We start from the raw sequence: 20,710 nt of genomic DNA on the forward strand, positions 1-20,710 counted from the left end.
GGCGCCAGCCCCGGCATGGCGACCTTTACCCAGGAGTGGGCGAACGCGATCACCGGGACGAGCTACCTGCCGATGACCCAGGCACAGCTCAAGCGACTACTTGACCGCCTCGCCCGGCAGCTGGCGGCAGCCCTGCTCGCCGAGCCGTTCGACCTGCGAGCCGGGCAGCGCGTCGGCGCCGAGCTGGTGGCCGCACACATCGCCTCCGCCGAGGCGCTGGGCCGTACCGTTGAGGTCGTTCAACTTCGCCTGGTGCGCGACCTGGGCTTGGTCGCCGAGGACGTGGCGGACCGGCTGGCCCGGCTGCTCGCCGCCGTGACCACCGGGTACGCCCGCGCGCTGCGCGATCGCACGCTGGACGAGCAGGAGACGATCCGGCGGGCCGCGATGGCGCAGCGAACGAAGGCCGAGCGGGCGCTCCGGGCCAGTGAGGCCCGCTTTCGGCACCAGGCCACCCACGACTCGCTCACCGACCTGCCAAACCGGAATCTCTTCACCGAACGGCTCACCGCGGCGCTGAAGGCGCCGCAGCGGGACACGGACCGGGTCGGCCTCTGCTTTCTCGACCTGGACGGGTTCAAGCGGGTCAACGACCAGCACGGACACCAGGCCGGAGACCGGGTGCTCACGGAAGTGGCCAACCGGCTGCGCCAGGCCCTCACCGGGCATCTGGTCGCCCGGCTCGGCGGCGACGCGTTCGTCATCCTGATCGAACGCACCGGCGGCACCCGGGACGTGATCGCCGTGGCGGAGGCGGCCCTGGCCGCCGTGCACAAACCGGCCGAGGTGGCGGGCCGCGAGGTGACGGTTCGGACCAGCATCGGCATTGTGGAGCGGCAGGTTGCCGGCGCCACCGCGAACGAGCTGATGCGGGCCGCCGACTGCACCCTGCACTGGGCCAAGGCAGCCGGCGGCGGTCGGTGGATGCTCTATGATGCCGAGCGCGACCGCCGAGAGCTGACCAGCCAGGCACTGACCGCGGCGATCCCGGCTGGGCTGGACCGGGGGGAGTTCTACCTCGACTACCAACCACTCGCCTCCCTGCGCGACGGCCGCGTGCTGGGTGTGGAGGCATTGGTGCGCTGGCGGCATCCGGAGCTGGGTGTCCTGCGGCCGGGCCAGTTTATCGGCCTCGCCGAGGAGACCGGATTGATCATCCCGCTCGGCGGCTGGGTGCTCGCCGAAGCGTGCCGGGCCGCGGGCAGTTGGTCGACGACCGCCGGGACGCCGTTCGTAAGCGTGAACCTGGCCGTCCGGCAGGTGCACCGACCGGGCCTGGTGCAGGAGGTCCGCAGCATCCTGCGGCACACCGGACTACCGCCGGAACGTCTCCAGTTGGAGATCACCGAGAGCGCCATGATGAGCCCCGCCGAGGAACCGGTGCGGGCGCTGCGCCACCTCGCAGACCTCGGTGTCCGCATCGCCATCGACGACTTCGGCACCGGCTACAGCAACCTGGCGTACCTGCGCGACCTACCGGTAACCGAACTGAAGGTGGCCGGGGAGTTCGTTGCCGGGCTGCGCGCCCAGGAGCCCCAGGCAGACGAGAGGATCGTCGCGTCGTTGGTCTCGCTGGCCCACGCGCTCAACCTGACCGTCACCGCGGAGGGGGTGGAGACAGCCGGGCAGGCCGAACGGCTGCGGGCCATTGGCTGCGACGCTGGGCAGGGCTGGCACTTCGGCCGCCCAGAACCTGCCGACCGGATTCTGGCCCGACTGGGCTGACAGCCGTCGGGGCTGAGCACCGCTCCGCCCGGCCCACCGCGTGCACTTCGGGCCCCTGCTCCTCCCGGGCCACCCGCCCACCGCGTCGCTCAGGGCTGCAGGAGGGTGGTCATCCGGGCGGCCTGGGTCTCCCACCGCCACTCGCGTTCGACCCAGGCCCGACCGGCGGCACCAAACTGGCGGGCCAGATCCCGGTCGGCGAGCAGGGTCGCCACCCGGTCGGCAAGCTGGGCCACGTCCCGCCCCCGCACCACGAAACCCGTCTCGCCGTCGCGCACCGCATCCGGTGCGCCGCCGGAGTCACCGGCCACCACGGGGAGCCCGGTCGCGGAGGCCTCCAGGTAGACGATGCCCAGCCCCTCTACGTCCAAGCCCCGGTTCCGGGTACGGCACGGCATCGCGTACACGTCACCGGCCGCGTAGTGCGCGGGCAACTGCGCCGCCGGCACCGTACCGGTGAAGACCACGTCTCGCTCGACACCGACCTGCCGGGCCAGTTTCCCCAGCCCGTTCCGGTACGGACCACCCCCAACGATCAGCAGTGCGGTGTCCGGGACCCGGCGGCGGATCTCCGGCAACGCCCGGATCAGGGTGTCCTGCCCCTTTCGCGGCACCAGCCGGGACACACAGACCACGACCGGTCGGTCAACCAGCCCGAGCCGGGCCCGCACCGAGTCGCCCCGCACGGTCGGATGGTAGGTGTCAAGGTCGACACCGGGCGCGAGCCGACGCAGCTCGGTCGCCCCGCGCAACGCCCGGTCCAGCCGGAGCCGGGTGTACTCCCCCAGGTATGTGGTCACATCAACGTCCCGGCCGATCCGGCGTAGCGCGGAACGGGCACCGGGCAGCGCTGCCCAGCCAATCTCATGCCCGTGGGTCTGTGCCACCACCCGCCGGACGCCGGCCCGGCGCCGCAGACCCGCGGCGAGCAGCCCGAGGGGTGCCGCCGCACCGAACCAGACCGTGTCGCAGCCGTTCTCCCGGGCAAGCTGGGTGACCCGCCGCGCCACCAGTGGGGTGGGCAGCAGCACCTTGGTGTCTTCCCGCACCACCTCGAAGGGCTGTTGGGTGTCGAACGTCTCGGCGCCGCGCCAACTCGAGGCGTAGACCACCACCGAGCCCGCGGGCTGGCGCACCGCGAGGCCATGCACGAAAGACTGGATCCCCCCGGGCCGAGGTGGGAAGTCGTTCGTGACAAGCAACGTTCGGCTCTCGCTCATCGACTGGTCTTCCTGGCGTAGGCGCGGGCGGCGGCGATCCGCTCCACGGTGGATGGATGGCTGGCGGAGTAGAGGTATCCCAGCCGGGGCGGGTCGGGGTCGGCGAGGTTGATGCCGGCGAGTCGGCGCTGCATCGCCACAAAGGCGCCCGGGTCCTTGGTCAGTGCCAGCGCGTGTGCGTCGGCCCGCGCCTCGACCCGACGGGAAATCAACGCCTGCGCCGGCGTGGCGACCAGGCCGGCCACCGTCACCAGCGCCAACAGCAACGGGAAGGCCCGCGGCTGGTCGATCGAGTCAACACCGGCCATCCGGAGCAACGGAGCGACAAACCCGAGCAGGTAGAGCGTCACCACCAGTATCGCCGCGCCCAGCGCGCCGGTCAGCGTGCCGACCACCACGTCGCGGTCCTTGGCGTGCCCCAACTCGTGGGCCACCACCGCGGTCACCTCCTCCGCGGTGGCTTCGCGTAGCAGCGTGTCGTAGACGACGATCCGGCGGGTTGGCCCCAGCCCGGAGACGTAGGCGTTGACGGCACGGGTGCGCCGGGAGGCGTCCGCCACCAGCACGTCCCGGACCGGTACGCCGTCGCGCTCCGCCAGCTCCATCAACTCTGTCCGCAGTGGGCTCGGCTCCAACGGGGTGAACCGATTGAACACCGGCTCCACCAGCACCGGGAACACGAACGACAGGAGCATCACCAGGCCGGCTGCCCCGGCCGCGCCGAACGCCCACCACCAGCGCGGCGCCAGCCGGATCACGGTGTAGAAGCCACCCAGGGCCACCGCCCCGATGACGGCGCTGACCGCGTACGACCGGAGCAGGTCAACGGTCCAGCCACCCCAGCCGTTGGTGGCCAGCCCGTAGCGGGTGAGCACGGTGTGTCGCCAGGCGGCGAACGGCAGGGTCATGAGGTCGGCGACGAGCACCACGGTGAGCCCGCCGAGCACCGCCTGCGCGGCCCAGTGCCCACCGAACGGGCGGCCGACCAGCTCCACCAAGCGGCTGCCCAGCGGGGTGAGCCCCAGCGCGAGCGCCACCAACAGGCCGACGCCGAGCGCCGCCCAGCCGCCGGGCCGCAGTGCCGCCCGGAACTCCCGCCCCCTACGCACCTGCTCTCCGGGCAGCTCATCCAGGGCGGCGAGCTGGTCGGCTCGCGGGGCCGGCGGGCGCTGCCACGGGATCAGCACAGCGGCGGTGACGGCCAGCGCAGCGACCAGCCCGACCAGCGTGAGCAGGGCCCAGCCGCGCGGACTCACTGGATCGCCTCCCGGCCCCCGATGCCGGCGATCGCGATGGACCTGCCCGCAGCGCGCCATTCCCGCGTCATGCCACTCCTCCCGCTGTGCGCGCCCATCGTAGTGGCCACCCGGTCCCGACGGGCGGGGTGCACACACCATCGACGACCACCGGACGATCGCGGCCGACCGCGGCGGGTGTGTCGAGGCTCCGCGGGCACCACGCAGCTCCCGCCCCACGGCACCACGTGGCCCGACCCGCTCCCACGGGCAGGTCAGGCCACCCGATGGTGGCGATGACCGGGCCGGTGTACCGGAGGCCGGGGCTCCGGCAGCACCTGCACGTCAAACCCGGCCCGAGCGAACACCTCGATCGCCCGGGCCTCGGCCGCGCCGAACTCCACGGTCTCGTTGAGCAGAACGGTCAGCAGGCAACCCGAACAGCCGTCTGTCCGGCCCACGCACCCGTCACAGTCGATCACCATCACGCCTCCCGCCGCGCCGACGGTGACCCATCCCACCTCTGCGAGGTCTGCCCAGCACCGTCAGTCACATCGACGCTAGCCAAAGCGTATGACAGATCCGGGACAACTCGATCAACTCGCCACCGGGATCCCCGGGAGTCAAACCGACTGCCGTGTCCCGCTCGGGCCGGTCACCCGGCCGGTCAGGAACGGGCCAGCCGGCGCAGCAGCGCGTCGGCGCCCAACGGGTAGGCGCCGTGCCGACGTACGCCATCGGCCACCTCCCGGTCCGCCGAGACCACCACCACCGGCCGCCCCGACGGCTCGGCCCGGACCAGCCGCCGGATCAACTCGTCGGCCGTCTCGCCCTTACGGGAAAAGAGCACCCGGACGCCGCGAGGACTCGGCGGCAGGCCATGCATCCGCTCAGCGCCGTCGAAGACCACGGTCACCTCGTCGCCGGTCTGCGCGGCGATCCCCCCCAGCCCGGTAATCAGCCGCTTGCGCTGCTGCTCCAGTGACATCTCGCCGAAGCCCCGTTTGGTGACGTTGTAGCCATCCACCACCAGATGAGCCCGGGGCAGGGCGAGTAGTTGGTCCAACCGGGCCGGATCGTCGGAGTCCCGGGCTCGGGTGGCGACGCCCGTGGCGGGAGCGTTGGACTGGTCGGCGAAGGCGTCGGCGACGAAGTCGGCCGGCAACCTGTCCGCCGGATCCAACGCCAGCTCCCGCCGCAGGCCCACCGCGGCCTGACCGATCGTCTCCAGCAGCAGCCACAACCGGGCGTCGTCAACCGACCTGGATTCCTTGGCACTGGCCCGGGCCACCCCGGCCGCCGCTTCCGCCTCGGCCAGCCGGGCCCGGGCCCGGCGCAGCTCCGAATCGGCGTCCGCCGTCGCGCGCGCCGACCGGCCCCGCTCGGTGGCGAGCAGCTCGCTCGCCCGGCGCTCTCGGGCCTGCGTCTCCCGCAACGACCGGCCAAGCTGCCGCGACTCCTCCCGGAGTTGGCCGAGTTCCTCGCGGACCCGGGCCAGCTCGTCGCGGAGTTTGTCCGCCTCCACCCGAGCCACCGCACGGTCGTGTTCTGCCCGGGTAGCCCGCTGCTCGGCCTCTCGGACCAGCTCGGCGACGACTGCGCTGTCAGCCTCGGCCCGGACCGCCGCGCCGCTGGACTCGATGAGGTCCCGCCACCCCCGCGGGCGCGCCAGGTACGCCAGGGCCGCAACCTCCACCGGCTCGGCGGCGGCCGGCGCGGTGCCCCCGAGTACCGCCGCGCCAAGGTCACCGGCGTCGGCAAGCACCCGCGCGGCTACCCGCTGACGAAACAGTGGGTCGCCGGTCAACTGGGTCGCGATCATCGGCGCGCCGAGCCGCGCCCGCCGGTTGGGGGCGAACTTGGCCACCCGGCGCAGCGGGACCGGCACCTCGTCCGCGGGCAGGCTGGGCAACACCGCGGCGGCCAGCACCACGATCCGCTGCCGGACCGGCTCCGGCAGCACCGGTTCCGGACCGTCCTCCGCTGCGGGGTCCTCGTCGCCCGACGGTGCGGGACCGTCAGCGGACGGCACGACACCGTCGCCCGGCGAGGCGGGACCGTCAGCGGACGGCACGACACCGTCGCCCGGCGAGGCGGGACCGTCAGCGGACGGCACGGGATCGTCGCCCGGCGAGGCGGGACCGTCAGCGGACGGCACGGGATCGGCCCCGCTGCCGGGGCCGGAACCGGACGCACCGGCGATGCCGGTGCTGGCCGGGTTGGCGGTGGACGCGGTGGCGCCGGCGGCGACCGGATCATCGAGGGTGCCCCCCGTACCCTCGATGCCCGGCTCCGGCGCAGCGGCGACCGACTCCTCCGCGGGGCGGTGGTCGTCGTCGTACGGCTCGGCGAGGGGCATATGGTAAGTCTCCCACTGTCACCCGACCCACCGCCGAGCGAGTGAGCCAATATCTCATCGCAGGACTGTTGTCAACGCTACGCCGCCCGCCGAAGTCGGCGATGCTCCGGACGACGCGATGGCGAAGGCCGCAGGAAGCGGTGTCGGACCGGGCCGTTAGCGTGCCCGCCGATGGCACCACAGAAATATGTCCAGGAGTTGTTAGCCGGTCTCGACCCCGCTGTCGGCGGCGTTGACCCGGCGCTGCCGCTCTACGCGACCACCTTTGTCGTGGTCGACCTCGAAACCACGGGCGGCGCGCCGGACGGCGGCGGCATCACCGAGATCGGTGCGGTGAAGGTCCGCGGCGGTGAGCAGCTCGGTGTGCTCGGCACCCTGGTCAATCCCGGCACTCCGGTCCCGCCCTTCGTCACCGTGCTCACCGGCATCACCCAGGCGATGCTGCTGCCCGCCCCACCGATCACCGAGGTCCTGCCGAGCTTCCTCGAGTTCCTCTCCGCCGACGCGGTCCTGGTCGCCCACAACGCCCCGTACGACGTGGGGTTTCTCAAGGCGGCCTGCGCGGCGCACGGCTATCGCTGGCCGAGCCCGCGGGTGCTGGACACCGCGGCGCTGGCCCGACGGGTGCTGACCCGCGACGAGGTGCCCAACCGCCGACTCGGCACCCTCGCGGCATACTTTCGCACCGCCACCCGGCCCACCCACCGGGCGTTGGACGACGCGTTGGCCACCGTTGACGTGCTCCACGGCCTGATCGCCCGGCTCGGTGGTCACCGGGTGCACACTGTCGGCGAGGCGATCGAGTTCGCCCGGGCGGTCACCCCGACGCAGCGCCGCAAGCGGCACCTCGCCGAGGGCCTGCCCCACTCGCCGGGGGTCTACCTGTTCCGGGGCACCGACGAACGCCCGCTCTACGTCGGCACCTCGGTCGACATCGCCACCCGGGTCCGCAGCTACTTCACGGCCGGGGAGAAGCGGGCCCGCATCTCGGAGATGCTCGCCGCCGCCGAGCGGGTGGAGGCGGTGGAGTGCGCCCACTCGCTCGAGGCGGAGGTGCGGGAGTTGCGCCTGATCGGGACGCACGCCCCGCCGTACAACCGACGGTCGAAGTTCCCCGAGCGGGTGGTCTGGCTGAAGCTGACCGACGAGGCGTACCCACGATTGTCGGTGGTGCGAAACCTGGCCCCGGGGGACGAGGCCTACCTCGGGCCCTTCGCCTCCCGCCGCGCCGCGGAGCTCGCCGCGGCCGGCTTCCACGACGCGATACCGCTGCGGCAGTGCACGCACCGGCTGTCGCTGCGGAAGGTCACGCCGGCCTGCGCCGTAGCCGAGCTGGGTCGCTGCCTGGCACCCTGCGAGCACCGGATCACCCCGGCGGAGTACGCGGACCGCGCGACGACGCCCTTCCGTACGGCGTGTGACGGCGACCCGCAGGGCGTGGTGGACGCCTTGCTTGACCGAATCGAGACGCTCTCGGCGGGACAACGCTACGAGGAGGCCGCGGTGGTGCGGTCCCGGCTCACCGCCGTGCTCCGCGCGATCACCCGGATGCAGCGACTCGCCGCGCTCACCGGGATCTCCGAGGTGGTGGCTGCCCGGCCGGCGCCGGATGGAGGTTGGGAGTTGGCGCTGGTACGGCATGGACGGCTGGCCGGCGCCGCGGTGTCCCCGCCCGGGATCCACCCACGACCAACGATCGCCACGATCCGGGCGACCGCGGAGACCGTCGCCCCGGGGCACGGACCTACTCCGGCTACCAGCGCCGAGGAGACCGAGCGCATCCTGTCCTGGTTGGAGCGTCCGGAGACGCGGTTGGTGGAGATGTCGTCCGCCTGGGCCTCCCCGGCTGCCGGTGCGGGCCGGTTCCGAGCCCTGCTTACGAAGGCGGCAAACGCGGCTTCCCACCAATTCTCGACCGAAAGCCCAGGACCAACCAGCTGATCGGATGACGCTGACTCGCATAAGCTGTTAACAAGTGCAGTCCCGCCCGTTTCTGGGCCGGCTCCCGGCACCGGCACGGTGACCTGGGGTCGGGGTGAGGAGGTATCCCTCGTGGATGTCGACGCCGGACACGGCGCCGCCCTGGAGGGCGCGCTTCCGCCCCAACCGGCGGAGCTGCCGCTGACCCGCCGACTGCGGACGCTGTTGGCGTGGTCCACCGCCGAGGCCGAGCCGGTTGGTGAGCTGGTCCGCACCCACCGGAACATCCACTCCGGAACGGACCCGTCGGTGCTGCGTCGGGCGTACACGATCGCCGAGACGATGCACCGCGGGCAGTTCCGCAAGAGCGGCGAGCCCTACATCACCCACCCGCTCGCGGTCGCCCAGATCTGCGCCGGCCTCGGCATGGACGCGACCACCCTGGTCGCAGCGCTGCTGCACGACACCGTCGAGGACACCCGCTACACGCTCCAAGCCCTCGCCGACGATTTCGGGCCCGAGGTCGCCCACCTGGTGGACGGAGTGACCAAGTTCGACAAGGCGTTCTACGGTAAGGCCGCCGAGGCCGAGACGACCCGAAAGATGATCATCGCGGCCGGCAAGGACGTCCGCGTGTTGATCATCAAACTGGCGGACCGGCTGCACAACATGCGCACGCTCGGGGTTCGCTCCGCCGCGTCCCGGGAACGCATCGCCCGCAAGACCCAGGAGGTACTCGTTCCGCTCTGCGATCGGCTGGGCATCCAGAAGCTCAAGCGAGAACTGGATGACATTGTCCTGATGCACCTGGAGCCAGAGGAGCACGATCGCATCTCCCGGCACCTGCACGACCGACCCGGCTGGGACGCATACCTGACGGAAATCGTCTCCCGGGCGAAGACGGCGCTCCGCCGCAGCCGGGTCAACGCCGACGTGACCCCTCGGCCGCGCCACCTCTACTCAATCTGGAAGGACACCGTGGCCGGCGACCACGCCAGCCCGTACGACCTGCCCCGGGTCGTCGTCGTCGTGAACGGTCCGGACACCGACTGCTACGCGGCTCTGGGCGCCATCCACGGCACGTGGCCCCCGGTACCCGGCCGGTTCAAGGACTACATCGCCTCCCCGAAGAACAACCTCTACCGCTCCCTACACACCAGCGTCCGCGGGCTAAGAGATCGCACGGTGGAGGTGTTGATCCGCACCGAAGAGATGCACCGCTGTGCGGAGTACGGCATCGCCGCCAGCTATCGTTTCCCCCGCGCCCGCGTTGACCAGGCCGTCCGGGACGAACGGCTGGACTGGCTGCGACGCGTGCTGGACTGGGAACAGGAGACCGCCGACCCGGCGCAGTTCCTGGAGTCACTGCGCAGCGACCTCGCCGAGGCGCAGATCCAGGTCTTCGCCGACGGGCGACAGGTGGTGCTGCCCGCCGGTGCCACCCCGGTCGACCTCGCGTACGAACTCGGCACCGAGCGCGGCGACCACTGCCTGGCGACCCGGATCAACGGTCGACTCGCCCCGCTCTCCTCCTGCCTCGAAGACGGCGACGTCGTGGAGATATTCACCGAGACTGAGCAGACGCCCAGCGACTTCGACGGGGCTCCGCGGGGTCCCCGCCGGGAGTGGCTCGGCTTCGTCAAGTCCCCGCAAGCCCAGATGCAAATCAACCGCTGGTTCGCCGACCACACCGAACCCGGAATCTCCATCGCCGACAAGGTCCGCCTCGGCCGGGCCGCCGTCGGGCTGGCCCTACGCAAGCACGATCGCGGTCTGGCCAGCGACCTACCCCTGCTCCGACTCTCCGAGGAGCTCGGCTACCCCGACCTGGAGACGATGCTCGTCGCGGTCTTCGACCGGGCGATCGCACCGGACGCGGTGGTACAGCAACTCATCGACCTGGTCGACCACCGACGGTGACCCGACCGGCCCCAGGCCGGCAGAGATTCACCCGACGGCATTAGCCTGAACGCATGATCTGCCGCCTGCGGGTAACCGGACGTGCCGTCGCATACCAGGTCTTCTACCGGCTCCCGCTGCCCGTGCGACGTCGCCTGGTCCGGCTGACCGTGCCCAAGTACATCGTCGGTGCGGTCACCCTCGTCCGTGACAGCGAGGCCACGGGAGCCGGCCGGCTGCTCCTGCTGCGCCAACCGCCCGGCCGGGGGTGGACGCTGCCAGCGGGGCTGTTGCAGAAGCGGGAGGCGCCGGTGCTCGGGGCGTGCCGCGAACTATACGAAGAGACGGGCATCCGGCTCTCCCCCCACGAGCTGACCCCGGCGGTACCGAACGCAGTCGTCCACGACAAGGGTTGGGTGGACGTGGTGTTCACCGCCGAGGTTCCGGCGTCAACCACGACCCTGCGGGTTGACGGTGCGGAGGTCTTCGAGGCCGCCTGGCACCCGCTGGACGCCCTGCCGAAGTTGACCTGGCCCACGGCCCGCCTGCTCGGCTACTTCGACATCGGGCCGCTGGCCGGGCAGTTCCCGCCTGAGCTCCCCGACCACCAGCCGTGACCGCCGTCGAGATCTGCGCGGTGGCCCTCGCCGCCGGCGAGGGCAGCCGGCTGCGTCCGCTGACCGAGCGGGTACCCAAAGCGCTCTGTCCGGTCGGGAACGTCCCGCTACTCGACCGGGTGCTCGCGCGGCTCGCCGGGATCGGTCTGGCGGGGACGAGCCGGGTGGCGGTCAACGCCAGCTACCTCGCCGAGCGGGTAGTCGCGCACGTCGGCGACCGCGCCCACCGGTCGGTGGAGCCCGACGGCCCGCTCGGCACCGCCGGCGGCTTGGCGAAGCTACGCGACTGGATCAACGGGCGGGGCGTGCTGGTCGGAAACGCCGACGCGTACCTCGCCGACCCGGACCGTCCACCTGGGCTGGATATTGCCGCGCTCCTGCAGGACTGGGATGGCGAGACCGTACGACTGCTGGGTCAGCCCGCCGTGAACCCAACGGCACCCGGCACCTTCGACGGCCACGCCTTCACCGGTTTCTCCCTGCTGCCCTGGTGGCGAGTTCGGGACCTACCACTGGAGTTCGGCGATCTGGTCCGGACGGTCTGGCGGCCGGCGGAGGCTGCCGGCGAGCTGACCGTGGTCCCCTATCCCGGCACGTTCTATGACACCGGCACACCCGCCGACTACCTCACCGCCAACCTGCACGCCGCGGGTGGCGACACCCTGGTTCACCCCACGGCGCTGGTCACCGGCCGGTGCCGGTCGGCAGTGGTCGGGGCGGGTGCCCGGGTACACGGGGCTGTCACCAGGGCCGTGGTCTGGCCGGGCGCCACCGTAGCAGCGGAGGAGCATGTTCAGAACGCGATCCGGGTGGGGACCGATCTCACCGTCGTCGTCAGCGAACCGCCACTACCGGAGCGTCTAGCATGAGCGGGGAAGCCGACGAACGGAGCGAACTCCCGTGATCACCGCGATTGTCCTGATCGACTGCGCCACCGACTCGATCCCCGAGGTGGCGGAGGCACTCGCCGCCCTGCCCGGTGTCAGCGAGGTCTACTCAGTGGCCGGGCAGGTCGACCTGGTCGCGATAGTCCGGGTCCGCGAGTTCGAGCAGATCGCTGAGGTGATCGCGGGGCGCATCTCCAAGGTGTCGGGGGTGCTGAACACCGACTCCCACATCGCGTTCCGCGCGTACTCGCAGCACGACCTCGAGCAGACGTTCGCGATCGGCCTCGGCACCGCCGACTGACGGGGCGGCAGGGCGCAGCCCCTGCGCCAGCGGACGGCTGGTCCACCCATCCGGCCAGCAGACGGCTGGTCCACCCCATCCGGGGCGGACCAGCCGTCGACCTACCTCATCATGGTCCAGACCTACCTCATCGTGGTCAGCTCGTACCCGGAGCCGGGGTCTCCGTACCGGTACCGCCACCCGGAGCCGGCGCCTCGGTGGTGCTACCCGGAGCCGGGCTCTCGGTGGTGCCAGGGCCCGGAGTGGTCATACCCGGGCTCGGGGTGCCGGTGCCGGTGCTCTGCGGGACCGGGACACCCATCTGGTTGGCCAGCTCGACCAACTCGTCGTAGTGGGTCTGCAGGGTCGGCAGCGCGGTCTGCGCAAGCTCGATCACCGACGGGTCGGAGCCCTGCGAGATCTCCGTCTGGGTGGCCTGGATGGCCTGGACGTGGGCGGTCAGGTTACTGGTCACCCAGAGCTGGTCGAATTCCTGGCCACTGGCGTTGTTCATCTGGTCGGTGAGGTCCTGCTGGTCGGCGGTCAGCTCACTCGACAGCTCGACACCGAGCTGGTTGGCGACCTGTTGGACCGTCTCGTCCAGTTGGGTGTGGTCAGTCCCGATCTGTTGGCCCAAGTTCTTGACCCCCTGGTCCTGGGCCTTCTGTCCGGCCAGCTCCCCCTTGCTGATCTCAAACTGATTCACCTGGTGAATGGCCTGCAGGTACTGGGTGTCCTGCTGTGACGGCTGCGCCGCGGCGTGGGCAGCCGCGGCGGGTGCGATACCCACCAGCACCAGCGCGGCCAGCAGGCCCAGGCGTTTGAATCCCAACATTCGTCCTCCCCTAGAGACGTTGGACCGCACGGATACCCGGCTGGCCGGGGTTATACCTCGGTCCCGGCCCAGGTATGCCAACAGGCGTGGCGCCCGCCGGAAACTCCGGCGGGCGCCACGTGCGGTTACGTCGCAGTGAGGTCAGCGGCGCTCGCCGCTGGTGATCTCCGAACGCTCGGTGTCCGAATCGACCGGGGGCGCCGGCGATACCGGCGCCTCGGCGGGCTTCTCGATCGGGTAGAAGAAGCCCCGGATCGCCGGGCCGAGCGCGCCGAGCCGGTTCATCTTCTTCGGCACCACCCAGCCGACGTACTCCAGTTCGCCGTCCTCGCGGTGAAGCGGCTGGTGCACCTCGACGAACCGACCGTCCGGCAGCCGCCGGATGATGCCGGTCTCGACCCCGTGCGCCAGAACCTCCCGGTCATGCTGCTGGAGCCCCAGACAGATCCGGTAGGTGACGAAGTACGCCAGCGGCGGGAGGAGCAGCAGACCGATCCGGCCACCCCAGGTCATCGCGTTCAGGCTGATATTGAACTTGTCGGCGATGACATCGTTCGCCCCGGAGAGCGCCAGCACCAGGTAGAAGGTGACGGCCATGGCGCCCAGCCCGCTCCGCGCCGGAACGTCCCGCGGCCGCTGGAGCAGGTTGTGGTGACGGTAGTCCTTGAGGCGCCGGGCTTCGATGAACGGATAGAGCACGGACATACCCACCAACACCCCGGGCAACACGACCGTTGGCCAGAACAACGGCGGGATGACGTACCCATCGCCGATCGGAATGTAGATCTCCCAGGCGGGCATCAGCCGGGTAGAGCCGTCGAGGAACATGACGTACCAGTCGGGCTGGCTGGCGGCCGACACCACCCACGCCTCGTACGGCCCGAACAGCCAGATCGGGTTGATCTGGAACAGGCCAGCCATCAGCGCGATCACGCCAAAGACGACCATGAAGAAGCCGCCCTGCTTCAACGCGTAGCGGGGGAACATCCGCTCGCCGACCACGTTGTCGTTGGTCCGGCCGGGGCCGGGCCACTGGGTGTGCTTCTGCTTGAAGACCAGCCCCAGGTGGGCGCCGATCAGGGCGAGCAGCAAGCCGGGGATGAGCAGCACGTGCGCGATGTAGAACCGGCTGACGATGATTGTTCCGGGGAACTCGCCGTCGAAGATCGAGGACGTGAGCCAGGAGCCAATCACCGGAATCGACAACATGATGCCGGAGGCGATCCGGAGCCCGGTGCCGGAGAGGCCGTCGTCCGGCAGGGAGTAGCCGGTGAAGCCGGCCAGGAAGCCGACCCAGAACAGCAGCGAGCCGATGATCCAGTTGGCCTCCCGCGGCTTGCGGAACGCGCCGGTGAAGAAGACCCGCAGCATGTGCACCACGATCGCGGCCATGAACAGCAGGGCCGCCCAGTGGTGCATCTGCCGCATGATCAGGCCACCCCGGACATCGAACGAAATGTCCAGACTGGAGGCGTACGCGGCGGACATCGGCGTGCCCCGCAGCGGGGCATAGCTGCCGTTGTAGATCACCTCGGTCATCGCCGGCTCGAAGAAGAAGGTCAGGAAGACCCCGGTGAGCAGCAGCACGATGAACGAGAAGAGCGCGATCTCACCCAGCAGGAAGGACCAGTGGTCCGGGAAGACCTTGTTCAGCAGCCGACGGAGCGGGGTGGCCATCTGAAAGCGGTCGTCCACTCCCCGGGCCACGTTCCCCGGGACGGCTGCCATCTCAAACTTGCGCCGCTTCACGGCCGCTCCCAGAAGTCGGGCCCGACGGTCTCGGTGTAGTCGGACGTGGCCACGAAGTAACCCTCGTCGTCAACGACGATCGGCAACTGCGGCAGCCGGCGGCTGGCGGGACCGAAGATGGGCTTCGCGTTGTCGGTGATCAGGAACTGCGACTGGTGACACGGGCAGAGCAGCCGGTTGGTCTGCTGTTCGTAGAGGCTGGCGGGGCAGCCAGCGTGCGTGCAGATCTTGGAGTAGGCGGCGAAGTTGCCCCACATGAAGTCGTCGTGACCGATCCGCGCGTTGGCCTCGCGGGCCTCCTGCGCATCCGCGTCCCGAAGGTGGATCAACAACGCCGGCGAGTCCGCGTACTTGTTACTCACCCCGTGTTCGATGCCGGGGAAGACAGTGATCTGGCCACCAGTGCTGATGTCCGCCGGGCGGATCGGTCGGCCGTCCTCACGGACCAGCCGGACCTTCTGGCCGCCCTCGGTGGGCGCGAAACCCGTGGTGAACATCTGGTTGTTCTTGTGTGGCTGCGAGATCAGGCCACCCACCAGCGGCGCCGCGGCAACCGCCCCGACCGGCGCGAGACCCGCCAGCAACGAGACTCCCAGCAACGGCCGGCGCTTCACGCCCAGTTCGTCCGCCATGTAGAGCATCGTCTGCGCGGTGATCTTGCGGTCCCGCTCGTTGACCTCGCCCTCATGCCGGTCCTGAACCGACACCTCCTTGGGCAGCAGCTTCTTGCCCCAGGTGAGGATGCCGAAGCCGATACCGAGCAGGGAGATACCCAGGGTGACACCGAGTAGCGGCGTATACCACTTGTCGCCGCCGTAGCCCAGCTCGTACTCCCAGGGCCACCAGATGTAGATCGCCAGGAAGGCGGTCGCGGAGACGCCGGTCAGCAGAAAGAACAGGGCGACCGTACGACTCAGTCGCCGCTCGGCCTTACTACCCGGCACGACCTGCGGCTCGTAGTGCACGATCTGGATGTCGTCCGCACGGGCGCCCGCGCGGACGATGTCGAAGCGACTGAGATCCGGATCATCCAGGTCGACCGGCTGGTCGCCGCCCGCGTGTCCAGGGTGAGTGGTGGTCATGCCGTCACCTCGCTGTGGGCGGTGCCGACCCGCGACACCGGCGCAATGTTGGTCAGGAACCGCCCGGTCACGACTTACCCGCAATCCACAGGGTGGTAAAGACCAGCGCGACGATGCCGACCAGGAAGATCGCCAAGCCCTCGGTCGAGGGGCCGTAGCGGCCGAGGTTGAAGCCACCCGGGTCCTGGTTGTGGTTCAGGTTCGCCTGGATGTAGGCGATGATGTCCGCCTTCTGCTCGGGCGTGATCTGGTTGTCCCCGAACACCGGCATGTTCTGCGGGCCACTGAGCATCGCGGCGTAGATCTGACGGTCGCTGGCCGGCTTCAGGCTCGGCGCGTACTTACCCGACGAGAGGGCTCCGCCGCCACCGCCGAAGGCGTGGCACTGCGCGCAGTTGATCCGGAACAGCTCACCACCGGCGGCGAGGTTGCCGTCCTGGTGGAGGTCCTCGCCGGCCGGCAACTCCGGGCCGCCACCAAGCTCCTGGATGTACTGCCCGAGCTGGCGGATCTCATCGGGGTTGAAGACCGGAGGCTTGCGGGGCGCCTGGGCCTCCTGCCGGACCATCGGCATGCGACCCGTGCCCACCTGGAACTCAACCGAGGCGGAGCCAACACCGACCAGACTCGGGCCGCGCCCCTCGACGCCCTGCGCGTTGCGACCGTGGCAGCTCACACAGCTTTCGTTGAACAGCGCCTTGCCGTCCGCGGCGGCGCTGGACATCGGTGTGTCCTGCGCCTGCACGCTGGGGGCGAAGGCCGTGTAGGCGCCGCCGGCCAACATCAGCGCTGCCAGCAGCCGGACCGCGGCACCCAGCCGGCGGCGGCCCCGGCTGCGCGCCGCGGGCCGCCCGCGCAGCCGCGCGAACAGACCGCGTCGGCGGTCGTTGTCAGAAGTCATGACCTGTGTCCTTAACCGGTTGGACCTTGCCTGAGGGGACGAAGCAGCGGCGCGATTCGGGGCGCCAAGATCACTGAAGCCAGTAGATCATGCCGTAGAGCGCGATCCACACCACATCGACGAAGTGCCAGTAGTACGACACCACGATCGCCGACGTCGCCTGCGCCGGCGTGAATCGGCCCATGGTGGTGCGGATCATGAAGATGACGAAGGCGACCAGACCACCCGCCACGTGGAGGCCGTGGAAGCCGGTGGTGAGGTAGAACATCGACCCGTAGCCATCTTCGTTGATCTTGACGCCCTCGTGGATCAGCTCCCGGTACTCGTTCAGCTGGCCGAGTACGAAGATCAGTCCCATCACGAAGGTGATCGTGAACCAGCGCCGCAGGGCGTGCACGTCCCCCTTCTCCGCGGCGAACACGCCGATCTGGCAGGTCACCGACGAGAGCACCAAAATCACCGTGAACGTCGTCGCGTACGGAACATTCAGGTGCGGAGTGTGCTCCGCCCACTGCTCCGGCGCCGCGGCACGGATCGAGAAGTACATCGCGAACAGCGCCGCGAAGAACATGAGTTCGCTGGAGAGCCACACGATCGTCCCGACGCTGACCATGTTGGGTCGCGTCAGGGAGTGGATCCGGCTCTTGTCAATCGCTGGGGCCGCAGTCACGCGGTCATTATTGCCGTTAAGCGAGGCCGGCGATCAGCGGGGGCCCAAACCGGTGCTCTGGGCAGCCCGATCGGGGGGGTCCGATTAGCCTCACCTAGGGTAAAAACGTGCAGCGCGTCGATCCAGTCTCCATTGCCACCGAAGTCGCCGCACCAGCCGCGACCTCGGTCGCCGCACCGGCGGCACCCGCGACCGTCCCACCGCCATTCAGCCTCACGTCAATCTTCACCGAGGTGCAGCCAGTCAGCTGGATCGCCGTCGGCTTGGCGCTCGCAGCTGGACTCTACCTCTACGGCGTACGTCGGCTCCGGATGCGCGGCCACCGATGGCCGGTGGCCCGAACGCTGCTCTTCCTCGGCCCCGGCCTCGGTGGCATCGCCACGGTGACCCTCAGCGGGCTGGCGGCCTACGACACGACGCTGCTGTCGGTGTACCTGACGCAGCATCTGGTGCTCTCCATGGTGGCACCGATCTTCCTGGCCCTGGGCGCCCCGGTCACGCTGGCGCTACAGGCGTTGCCACCACACCCGCGCGAGCGGCTGCGAACGCTCGTGCACAGCCGGACCGCCCGGCTCTGCAGCCACCCCCTGGTCGCCTTCGCGATCTTCATGGCCACCCCGTTCGCCCTCTACTTCACCGACCTGTACCGCTACACGCTCGAACACGCGTGGGCGCACGAGTTGGTCCACGCACACGTACTCCTGATCGGATGCGTCCTCTTCTGGCCGCTACTCGGGCTCGACCCGCTGCCCAACCGCTGGCCCTACCCGGGCCGGGCGCTGCTGATGCTGCTCTCCGTGCCGTTCTACACCGTGCTCGGACTCACCGTCATGCAGTCAACCGCCCTCTTCGGTGGCGACTGGCACTCCTCGCTCGGCCTGACCTGGGCCGACCCGTGGGAGGACCAGGTGATCGCCGGCGGCATCCTCTGGGCGGGCGGCGAGTTCGTCAGCGTCACCATGCTGGCGGTGCTGGTCGTGCGCTGGATGCGCCAGGCCGAACAGGAGGCCCGCCGGATCGACCGCGAGCTGGACCGCCAGGATGCCGAACAGCGGGCCAGCCCGGCGATGGGCTGACTGCCGGGGATCGGGGAGCACCGCCCGCGGAAGCCCTGCTGGGTACGCCCGGTACGATCGGCGGATAGCTACGAGGTGGGAGCCAGTTAAGCAATGAGCGATCGTCGGTGCACTGTCCTGCTCTACAGTGACGACCCACAGGTCCGGGATCGGATGCGACTCGCCGTCGGCACCCGGCCCGCACCCGGCCTCCTGGTTGAGTTCGTCGACGCGTCCGACTACGCCGAGTGCATCCGGCTGGTCGACGACTACGAAATTGATCTCCTGCTCCTGGACGGCGAGGCCCACCCCGGCGGCGGCCTCGGCATCGCCCGGCAGATCAAGGACGACCGGGCCGACGCCCCGCCCACCTGCGTGGTGCTCGCTCGCGCCGCCGACCGATGGCTCGCCGCCTACGCCGAGGTTGACGCCACCCTGGTGCACCCACTCGATCCGGTGACCACCGGCACGACCGTTGCCGAAGTGCTGCGGACCCACGCACCGACCTGACGTCCCCACTCCGGCACCGCCTCGGCGCCGGATCCGCCGGCGCCGGATCCCAACCCCTGGACCGCTCGGGAGGCCCCGATGGGCGAACGGACCTGGCCGCACCTGCTCGCCGCGCTGCTGCGCGGCGACGAGCTATCCACCGCCGACACCGCGTGGGCGATGGGTGAGATCATGTCCGGATCGGCGGGCCCGGCGCAGATCGCCGGCTTCGCCGTCGCGCTGCGGGCCAAGGGCGAGACCCCCGCCGAGCTCTCCGGCCTGGTCGAGGCGATGCTCACGCACGCCGTTCGAGTCGATCTACCCGCGGAGCTACGCGCGACCGCAGTGGATGTGGTGGGCACCGGTGGCGATCTCGCGCACACCGTGAACATCTCCACCATGGCCTCTCTGGTGGTCGCCGGCGCCGGCGTACGGGTCGTCAAGCACGGCAACCGGGCCGCCTCCTCGTCCTGCGGTACCGCGGACGTTCTGGAGTTCCTCGGTCTGCCGCTGGACCTGGGCCCCGAGGCGGTGGCGACCTGCGTCGCCGAGGCGGGGATCGGCTTCTGCTTCGCCGCCCGGTTCCACCCCGGGATGCGCCACGCCGGCCCGGTCCGTCGGGAGTTGGGCGTACCGACCGCCTTCAACTTCCTCGGCCCGCTCACCAACCCGGCTCGTCCCCGAGCCGGCGCGGTCGGCTGCTTCGACGCTCGGATGGCGCCGGTCATGGCCGCGGTCTTCGCCGCCCGCGGTGACTCGGCGCTCGTCCTGCGCGGCGAGGACGGGCTCGACGAGTTCACCACCGCTGCCCCCACCCGCGTCTGGGCGGCACAGAACGGCACGGTCTCCGAGGCAGTGCTCGACGCGACCGACCTTGGGATACCCCGGGCCACCCTCGCCGACCTCCGCGGTGGTGACGTCGCCTACAACGCCGACGCGGTACGCCGCCTGCTGGCTGGAGAGACCGGGCCGGTACGAGACGCGGTGCTGGTCAACGCCGCCGCCGCACTTGCCACCCAGGGACCCCTGAACACAGACCTCACCGAGGCGCTCCGGGCCGGCCTACTCCGCGCCGCCGATTCGATCGACTCCGGCGCCGCGGCCCGGACTCTGGACCGTTGGATCGAGGTCGCCCAGGCCGTCCGGCCGGCGTCCGTCTGAGCCAACGCCAGGCCGGCCCAGACGGACGCCGGACCAGCTCAGCCAACGCCAGACTGCCGGAAGGGGCCGGCGGCCAGGTTGGGCCGGCCGGGAGACGATCAACCGACCCGGCCGATCTCCCGTGTCCAGCTGCGAGCGCCATCCACACGGCGAACGGCCCGCTCCCTGCCGGGAACGGGCCGTTCGACCGGTGGTGATCAGTGCTCGGCGGTGCGCCGGGTACCGCTGTAGTACTCGAAGAGCAGGCCACAGGCGGCGAAGACGACCGCTACCAGGCCGACAGCCAGCAGCCAGAGCTGCCAGAACACGAGGCCGAGACCGGCGACCGTGGCTGCCAGCGCGATCCCGAACGGCCAGTAGCTGCCCGGGCTGAAGAAGCCCACCTCACCCGCGCCATCAGCGATCTCCGCATCAGCCCGGTCCTCGGGGCGCAGATCGATCCGCCGGGCGACAAACCAGAAGAAGCCACCGCACATCAGACAGAGCGCGAAGCTCAACAACAGGGCGATGGTGCCAACCCACTCGATCTGGCCGCCGTCGCCATAGGTCCAGCCCCCATAGAGCGCCGCGGCGAAGAGCAGGAACCCGGCGATGATGAGGAAGATGCGCCACTCGGTCTTCATGCC

Annotated in this window: 19 protein-coding genes; 9 read left to right on the plus strand and 10 right to left on the minus strand. The window is 70.4% G+C overall.

Annotated features, from left to right (window positions below; translation table 11 throughout):
* Positions 1 to 15: 15 nt before the first annotated feature.
* Entirely contained in the window at positions 16 to 1,725 is a 1,710-nt protein-coding gene (locus B118_RS0105225) for a putative bifunctional diguanylate cyclase/phosphodiesterase (protein ID WP_196231349.1), read from the plus strand.
* 89 nt (positions 1,726 to 1,814) lie between these two features.
* Here B118_RS0105225 and B118_RS0105230 read toward each other — a convergent pair whose 3' ends face one another.
* The 4 genes from B118_RS0105230 to B118_RS0105250 all read right to left on the minus strand — a co-directional run bounded on the left by B118_RS0105230 (position 1,815) and on the right by B118_RS0105250 (position 6,539).
* Positions 1,815 to 2,945, minus strand: a complete 1,131-nt coding sequence (locus B118_RS0105230) for a glycosyltransferase family 4 protein (protein WP_028192461.1) — start codon at positions 2,943 to 2,945, stop codon at positions 1,815 to 1,817.
* Positions 2,942 to 4,201 carry a M48 family metallopeptidase gene (locus tag B118_RS0105235; RefSeq protein ID WP_028192462.1) on the minus strand — a complete coding sequence of 420 codons (1,260 nt, stop codon included), beginning with the start codon at positions 4,199 to 4,201 and terminating at the stop codon, positions 2,942 to 2,944. The genes B118_RS0105230 and B118_RS0105235 overlap by 4 nt, the downstream gene beginning before the upstream one ends.
* 254 nt (positions 4,202 to 4,455) lie before the next feature.
* Positions 4,456 to 4,665: a hypothetical protein gene (locus tag B118_RS0105245; RefSeq protein ID WP_026185787.1), complete on the minus strand. Its 210-nt coding sequence runs from the start codon at positions 4,663 to 4,665 to the stop codon at positions 4,456 to 4,458.
* 182 nt (positions 4,666 to 4,847) lie between these two features.
* Entirely contained in the window at positions 4,848 to 6,539 is a 1,692-nt protein-coding gene (locus B118_RS0105250) for an NYN domain-containing protein (protein WP_028192463.1), read from the minus strand.
* A gap of 171 nt (positions 6,540 to 6,710) precedes the next feature.
* Between B118_RS0105250 and B118_RS0105255 the strand changes: the two genes are divergently transcribed.
* The 5 genes from B118_RS0105255 (at position 6,711) to B118_RS0105275 (ending at position 12,163) form a co-directional block, all read left to right on the plus strand.
* Entirely contained in the window at positions 6,711 to 8,480 is a 1,770-nt protein-coding gene (locus B118_RS0105255) for a DEDD exonuclease domain-containing protein (RefSeq protein ID WP_028192464.1), read from the plus strand.
* A gap of 111 nt (positions 8,481 to 8,591) precedes the next feature.
* A complete protein-coding gene (locus tag B118_RS0105260) occupies positions 8,592 to 10,379 on the plus strand; it encodes a RelA/SpoT family protein (RefSeq protein WP_018223194.1) in 1,788 nt (595 codons plus the stop codon).
* Positions 10,380 to 10,432: 53 nt separating this feature from the next.
* Positions 10,433 to 10,975: an NUDIX hydrolase gene (locus tag B118_RS0105265; protein WP_018810851.1), complete on the plus strand. Its 543-nt coding sequence runs from the start codon at positions 10,433 to 10,435 to the stop codon at positions 10,973 to 10,975.
* The gene (locus tag B118_RS0105270; protein ID WP_028192465.1) at positions 10,972 to 11,844 is read left to right on the plus strand and encodes a sugar phosphate nucleotidyltransferase; all 873 of its coding nucleotides are present in this window, start codon (positions 10,972 to 10,974) and stop codon (positions 11,842 to 11,844) included. The genes B118_RS0105265 and B118_RS0105270 overlap by 4 nt, the downstream gene beginning before the upstream one ends.
* Positions 11,845 to 11,875: 31 nt before the next feature.
* Positions 11,876 to 12,163, plus strand: a complete 288-nt coding sequence (locus B118_RS0105275) for an Lrp/AsnC family transcriptional regulator (protein ID WP_018223191.1) — start codon at positions 11,876 to 11,878, stop codon at positions 12,161 to 12,163.
* A gap of 136 nt (positions 12,164 to 12,299) precedes the next feature.
* On the opposite strand, the gene B118_RS0105280 is transcribed toward B118_RS0105275, so the two are convergent.
* The 5 genes from B118_RS0105280 to ctaE form a co-directional block, all read right to left on the minus strand.
* A complete protein-coding gene (locus B118_RS0105280; protein WP_018810849.1) occupies positions 12,300 to 12,977 on the minus strand; it encodes a DUF4142 domain-containing protein in 678 nt (225 codons plus the stop codon).
* Between the two features lie 141 nt (positions 12,978 to 13,118).
* Positions 13,119 to 14,726, minus strand: coding sequence for a cytochrome bc1 complex cytochrome b subunit (qcrB, locus tag B118_RS0105285; protein ID WP_018223190.1), 1,608 nt, complete (start codon positions 14,724 to 14,726; stop codon positions 13,119 to 13,121).
* A complete protein-coding gene (qcrA, locus tag B118_RS0105290; RefSeq protein ID WP_018223189.1) occupies positions 14,723 to 15,808 on the minus strand; it encodes a cytochrome bc1 complex Rieske iron-sulfur subunit in 1,086 nt (361 codons plus the stop codon). The genes qcrB and qcrA overlap by 4 nt, the downstream gene beginning before the upstream one ends.
* 67 nt (positions 15,809 to 15,875) lie before the next feature.
* Positions 15,876 to 16,709 carry a cytochrome bc1 complex diheme cytochrome c subunit gene (qcrC, locus tag B118_RS0105295; protein WP_028184583.1) on the minus strand — a complete coding sequence of 278 codons (834 nt, stop codon included), beginning with the start codon at positions 16,707 to 16,709 and terminating at the stop codon, positions 15,876 to 15,878.
* Positions 16,710 to 16,779: 70 nt separating this feature from the next.
* Positions 16,780 to 17,379 (minus strand): aa3-type cytochrome oxidase subunit III, encoded by a 600-nt coding sequence (gene ctaE, locus B118_RS0105300; protein ID WP_018223187.1) that lies wholly within the window; start codon positions 17,377 to 17,379, stop codon positions 16,780 to 16,782.
* Between the two features lie 107 nt (positions 17,380 to 17,486).
* Between ctaE and B118_RS0105305 the strand changes: the two genes are divergently transcribed.
* The 3 genes from B118_RS0105305 to trpD all read left to right on the plus strand — a co-directional run bounded on the left by B118_RS0105305 (position 17,487) and on the right by trpD (position 20,084).
* The gene (locus B118_RS0105305; RefSeq protein WP_018810848.1) at positions 17,487 to 18,455 is read left to right on the plus strand and encodes a cytochrome c oxidase assembly protein; all 969 of its coding nucleotides are present in this window, start codon (positions 17,487 to 17,489) and stop codon (positions 18,453 to 18,455) included.
* A gap of 93 nt (positions 18,456 to 18,548) precedes the next feature.
* The gene (locus B118_RS0105310; protein WP_018223185.1) at positions 18,549 to 18,944 is read left to right on the plus strand and encodes a response regulator; all 396 of its coding nucleotides are present in this window, start codon (positions 18,549 to 18,551) and stop codon (positions 18,942 to 18,944) included.
* A 78-nt stretch (positions 18,945 to 19,022) separates the two neighbouring features.
* A complete protein-coding gene (trpD, locus tag B118_RS0105315; protein ID WP_018223184.1) occupies positions 19,023 to 20,084 on the plus strand; it encodes an anthranilate phosphoribosyltransferase in 1,062 nt (353 codons plus the stop codon).
* A 197-nt stretch (positions 20,085 to 20,281) separates the two neighbouring features.
* Here the strand turns inward: trpD and B118_RS0105320 are convergent, their stop codons facing one another.
* Positions 20,282 to 20,707, minus strand: coding sequence for a cytochrome c oxidase subunit 4 (locus B118_RS0105320; protein WP_018223183.1), 426 nt, complete (start codon positions 20,705 to 20,707; stop codon positions 20,282 to 20,284).
* Positions 20,708 to 20,710: the final 3 nt, after the last annotated feature.

Origin of the sequence: Salinispora pacifica CNR114 (assembly GCF_000514775.1) — a bacterium.
GTDB classification, from domain to species: Bacteria; Actinomycetota; Actinomycetes; order Mycobacteriales; family Micromonosporaceae; genus Micromonospora; species Micromonospora pacifica.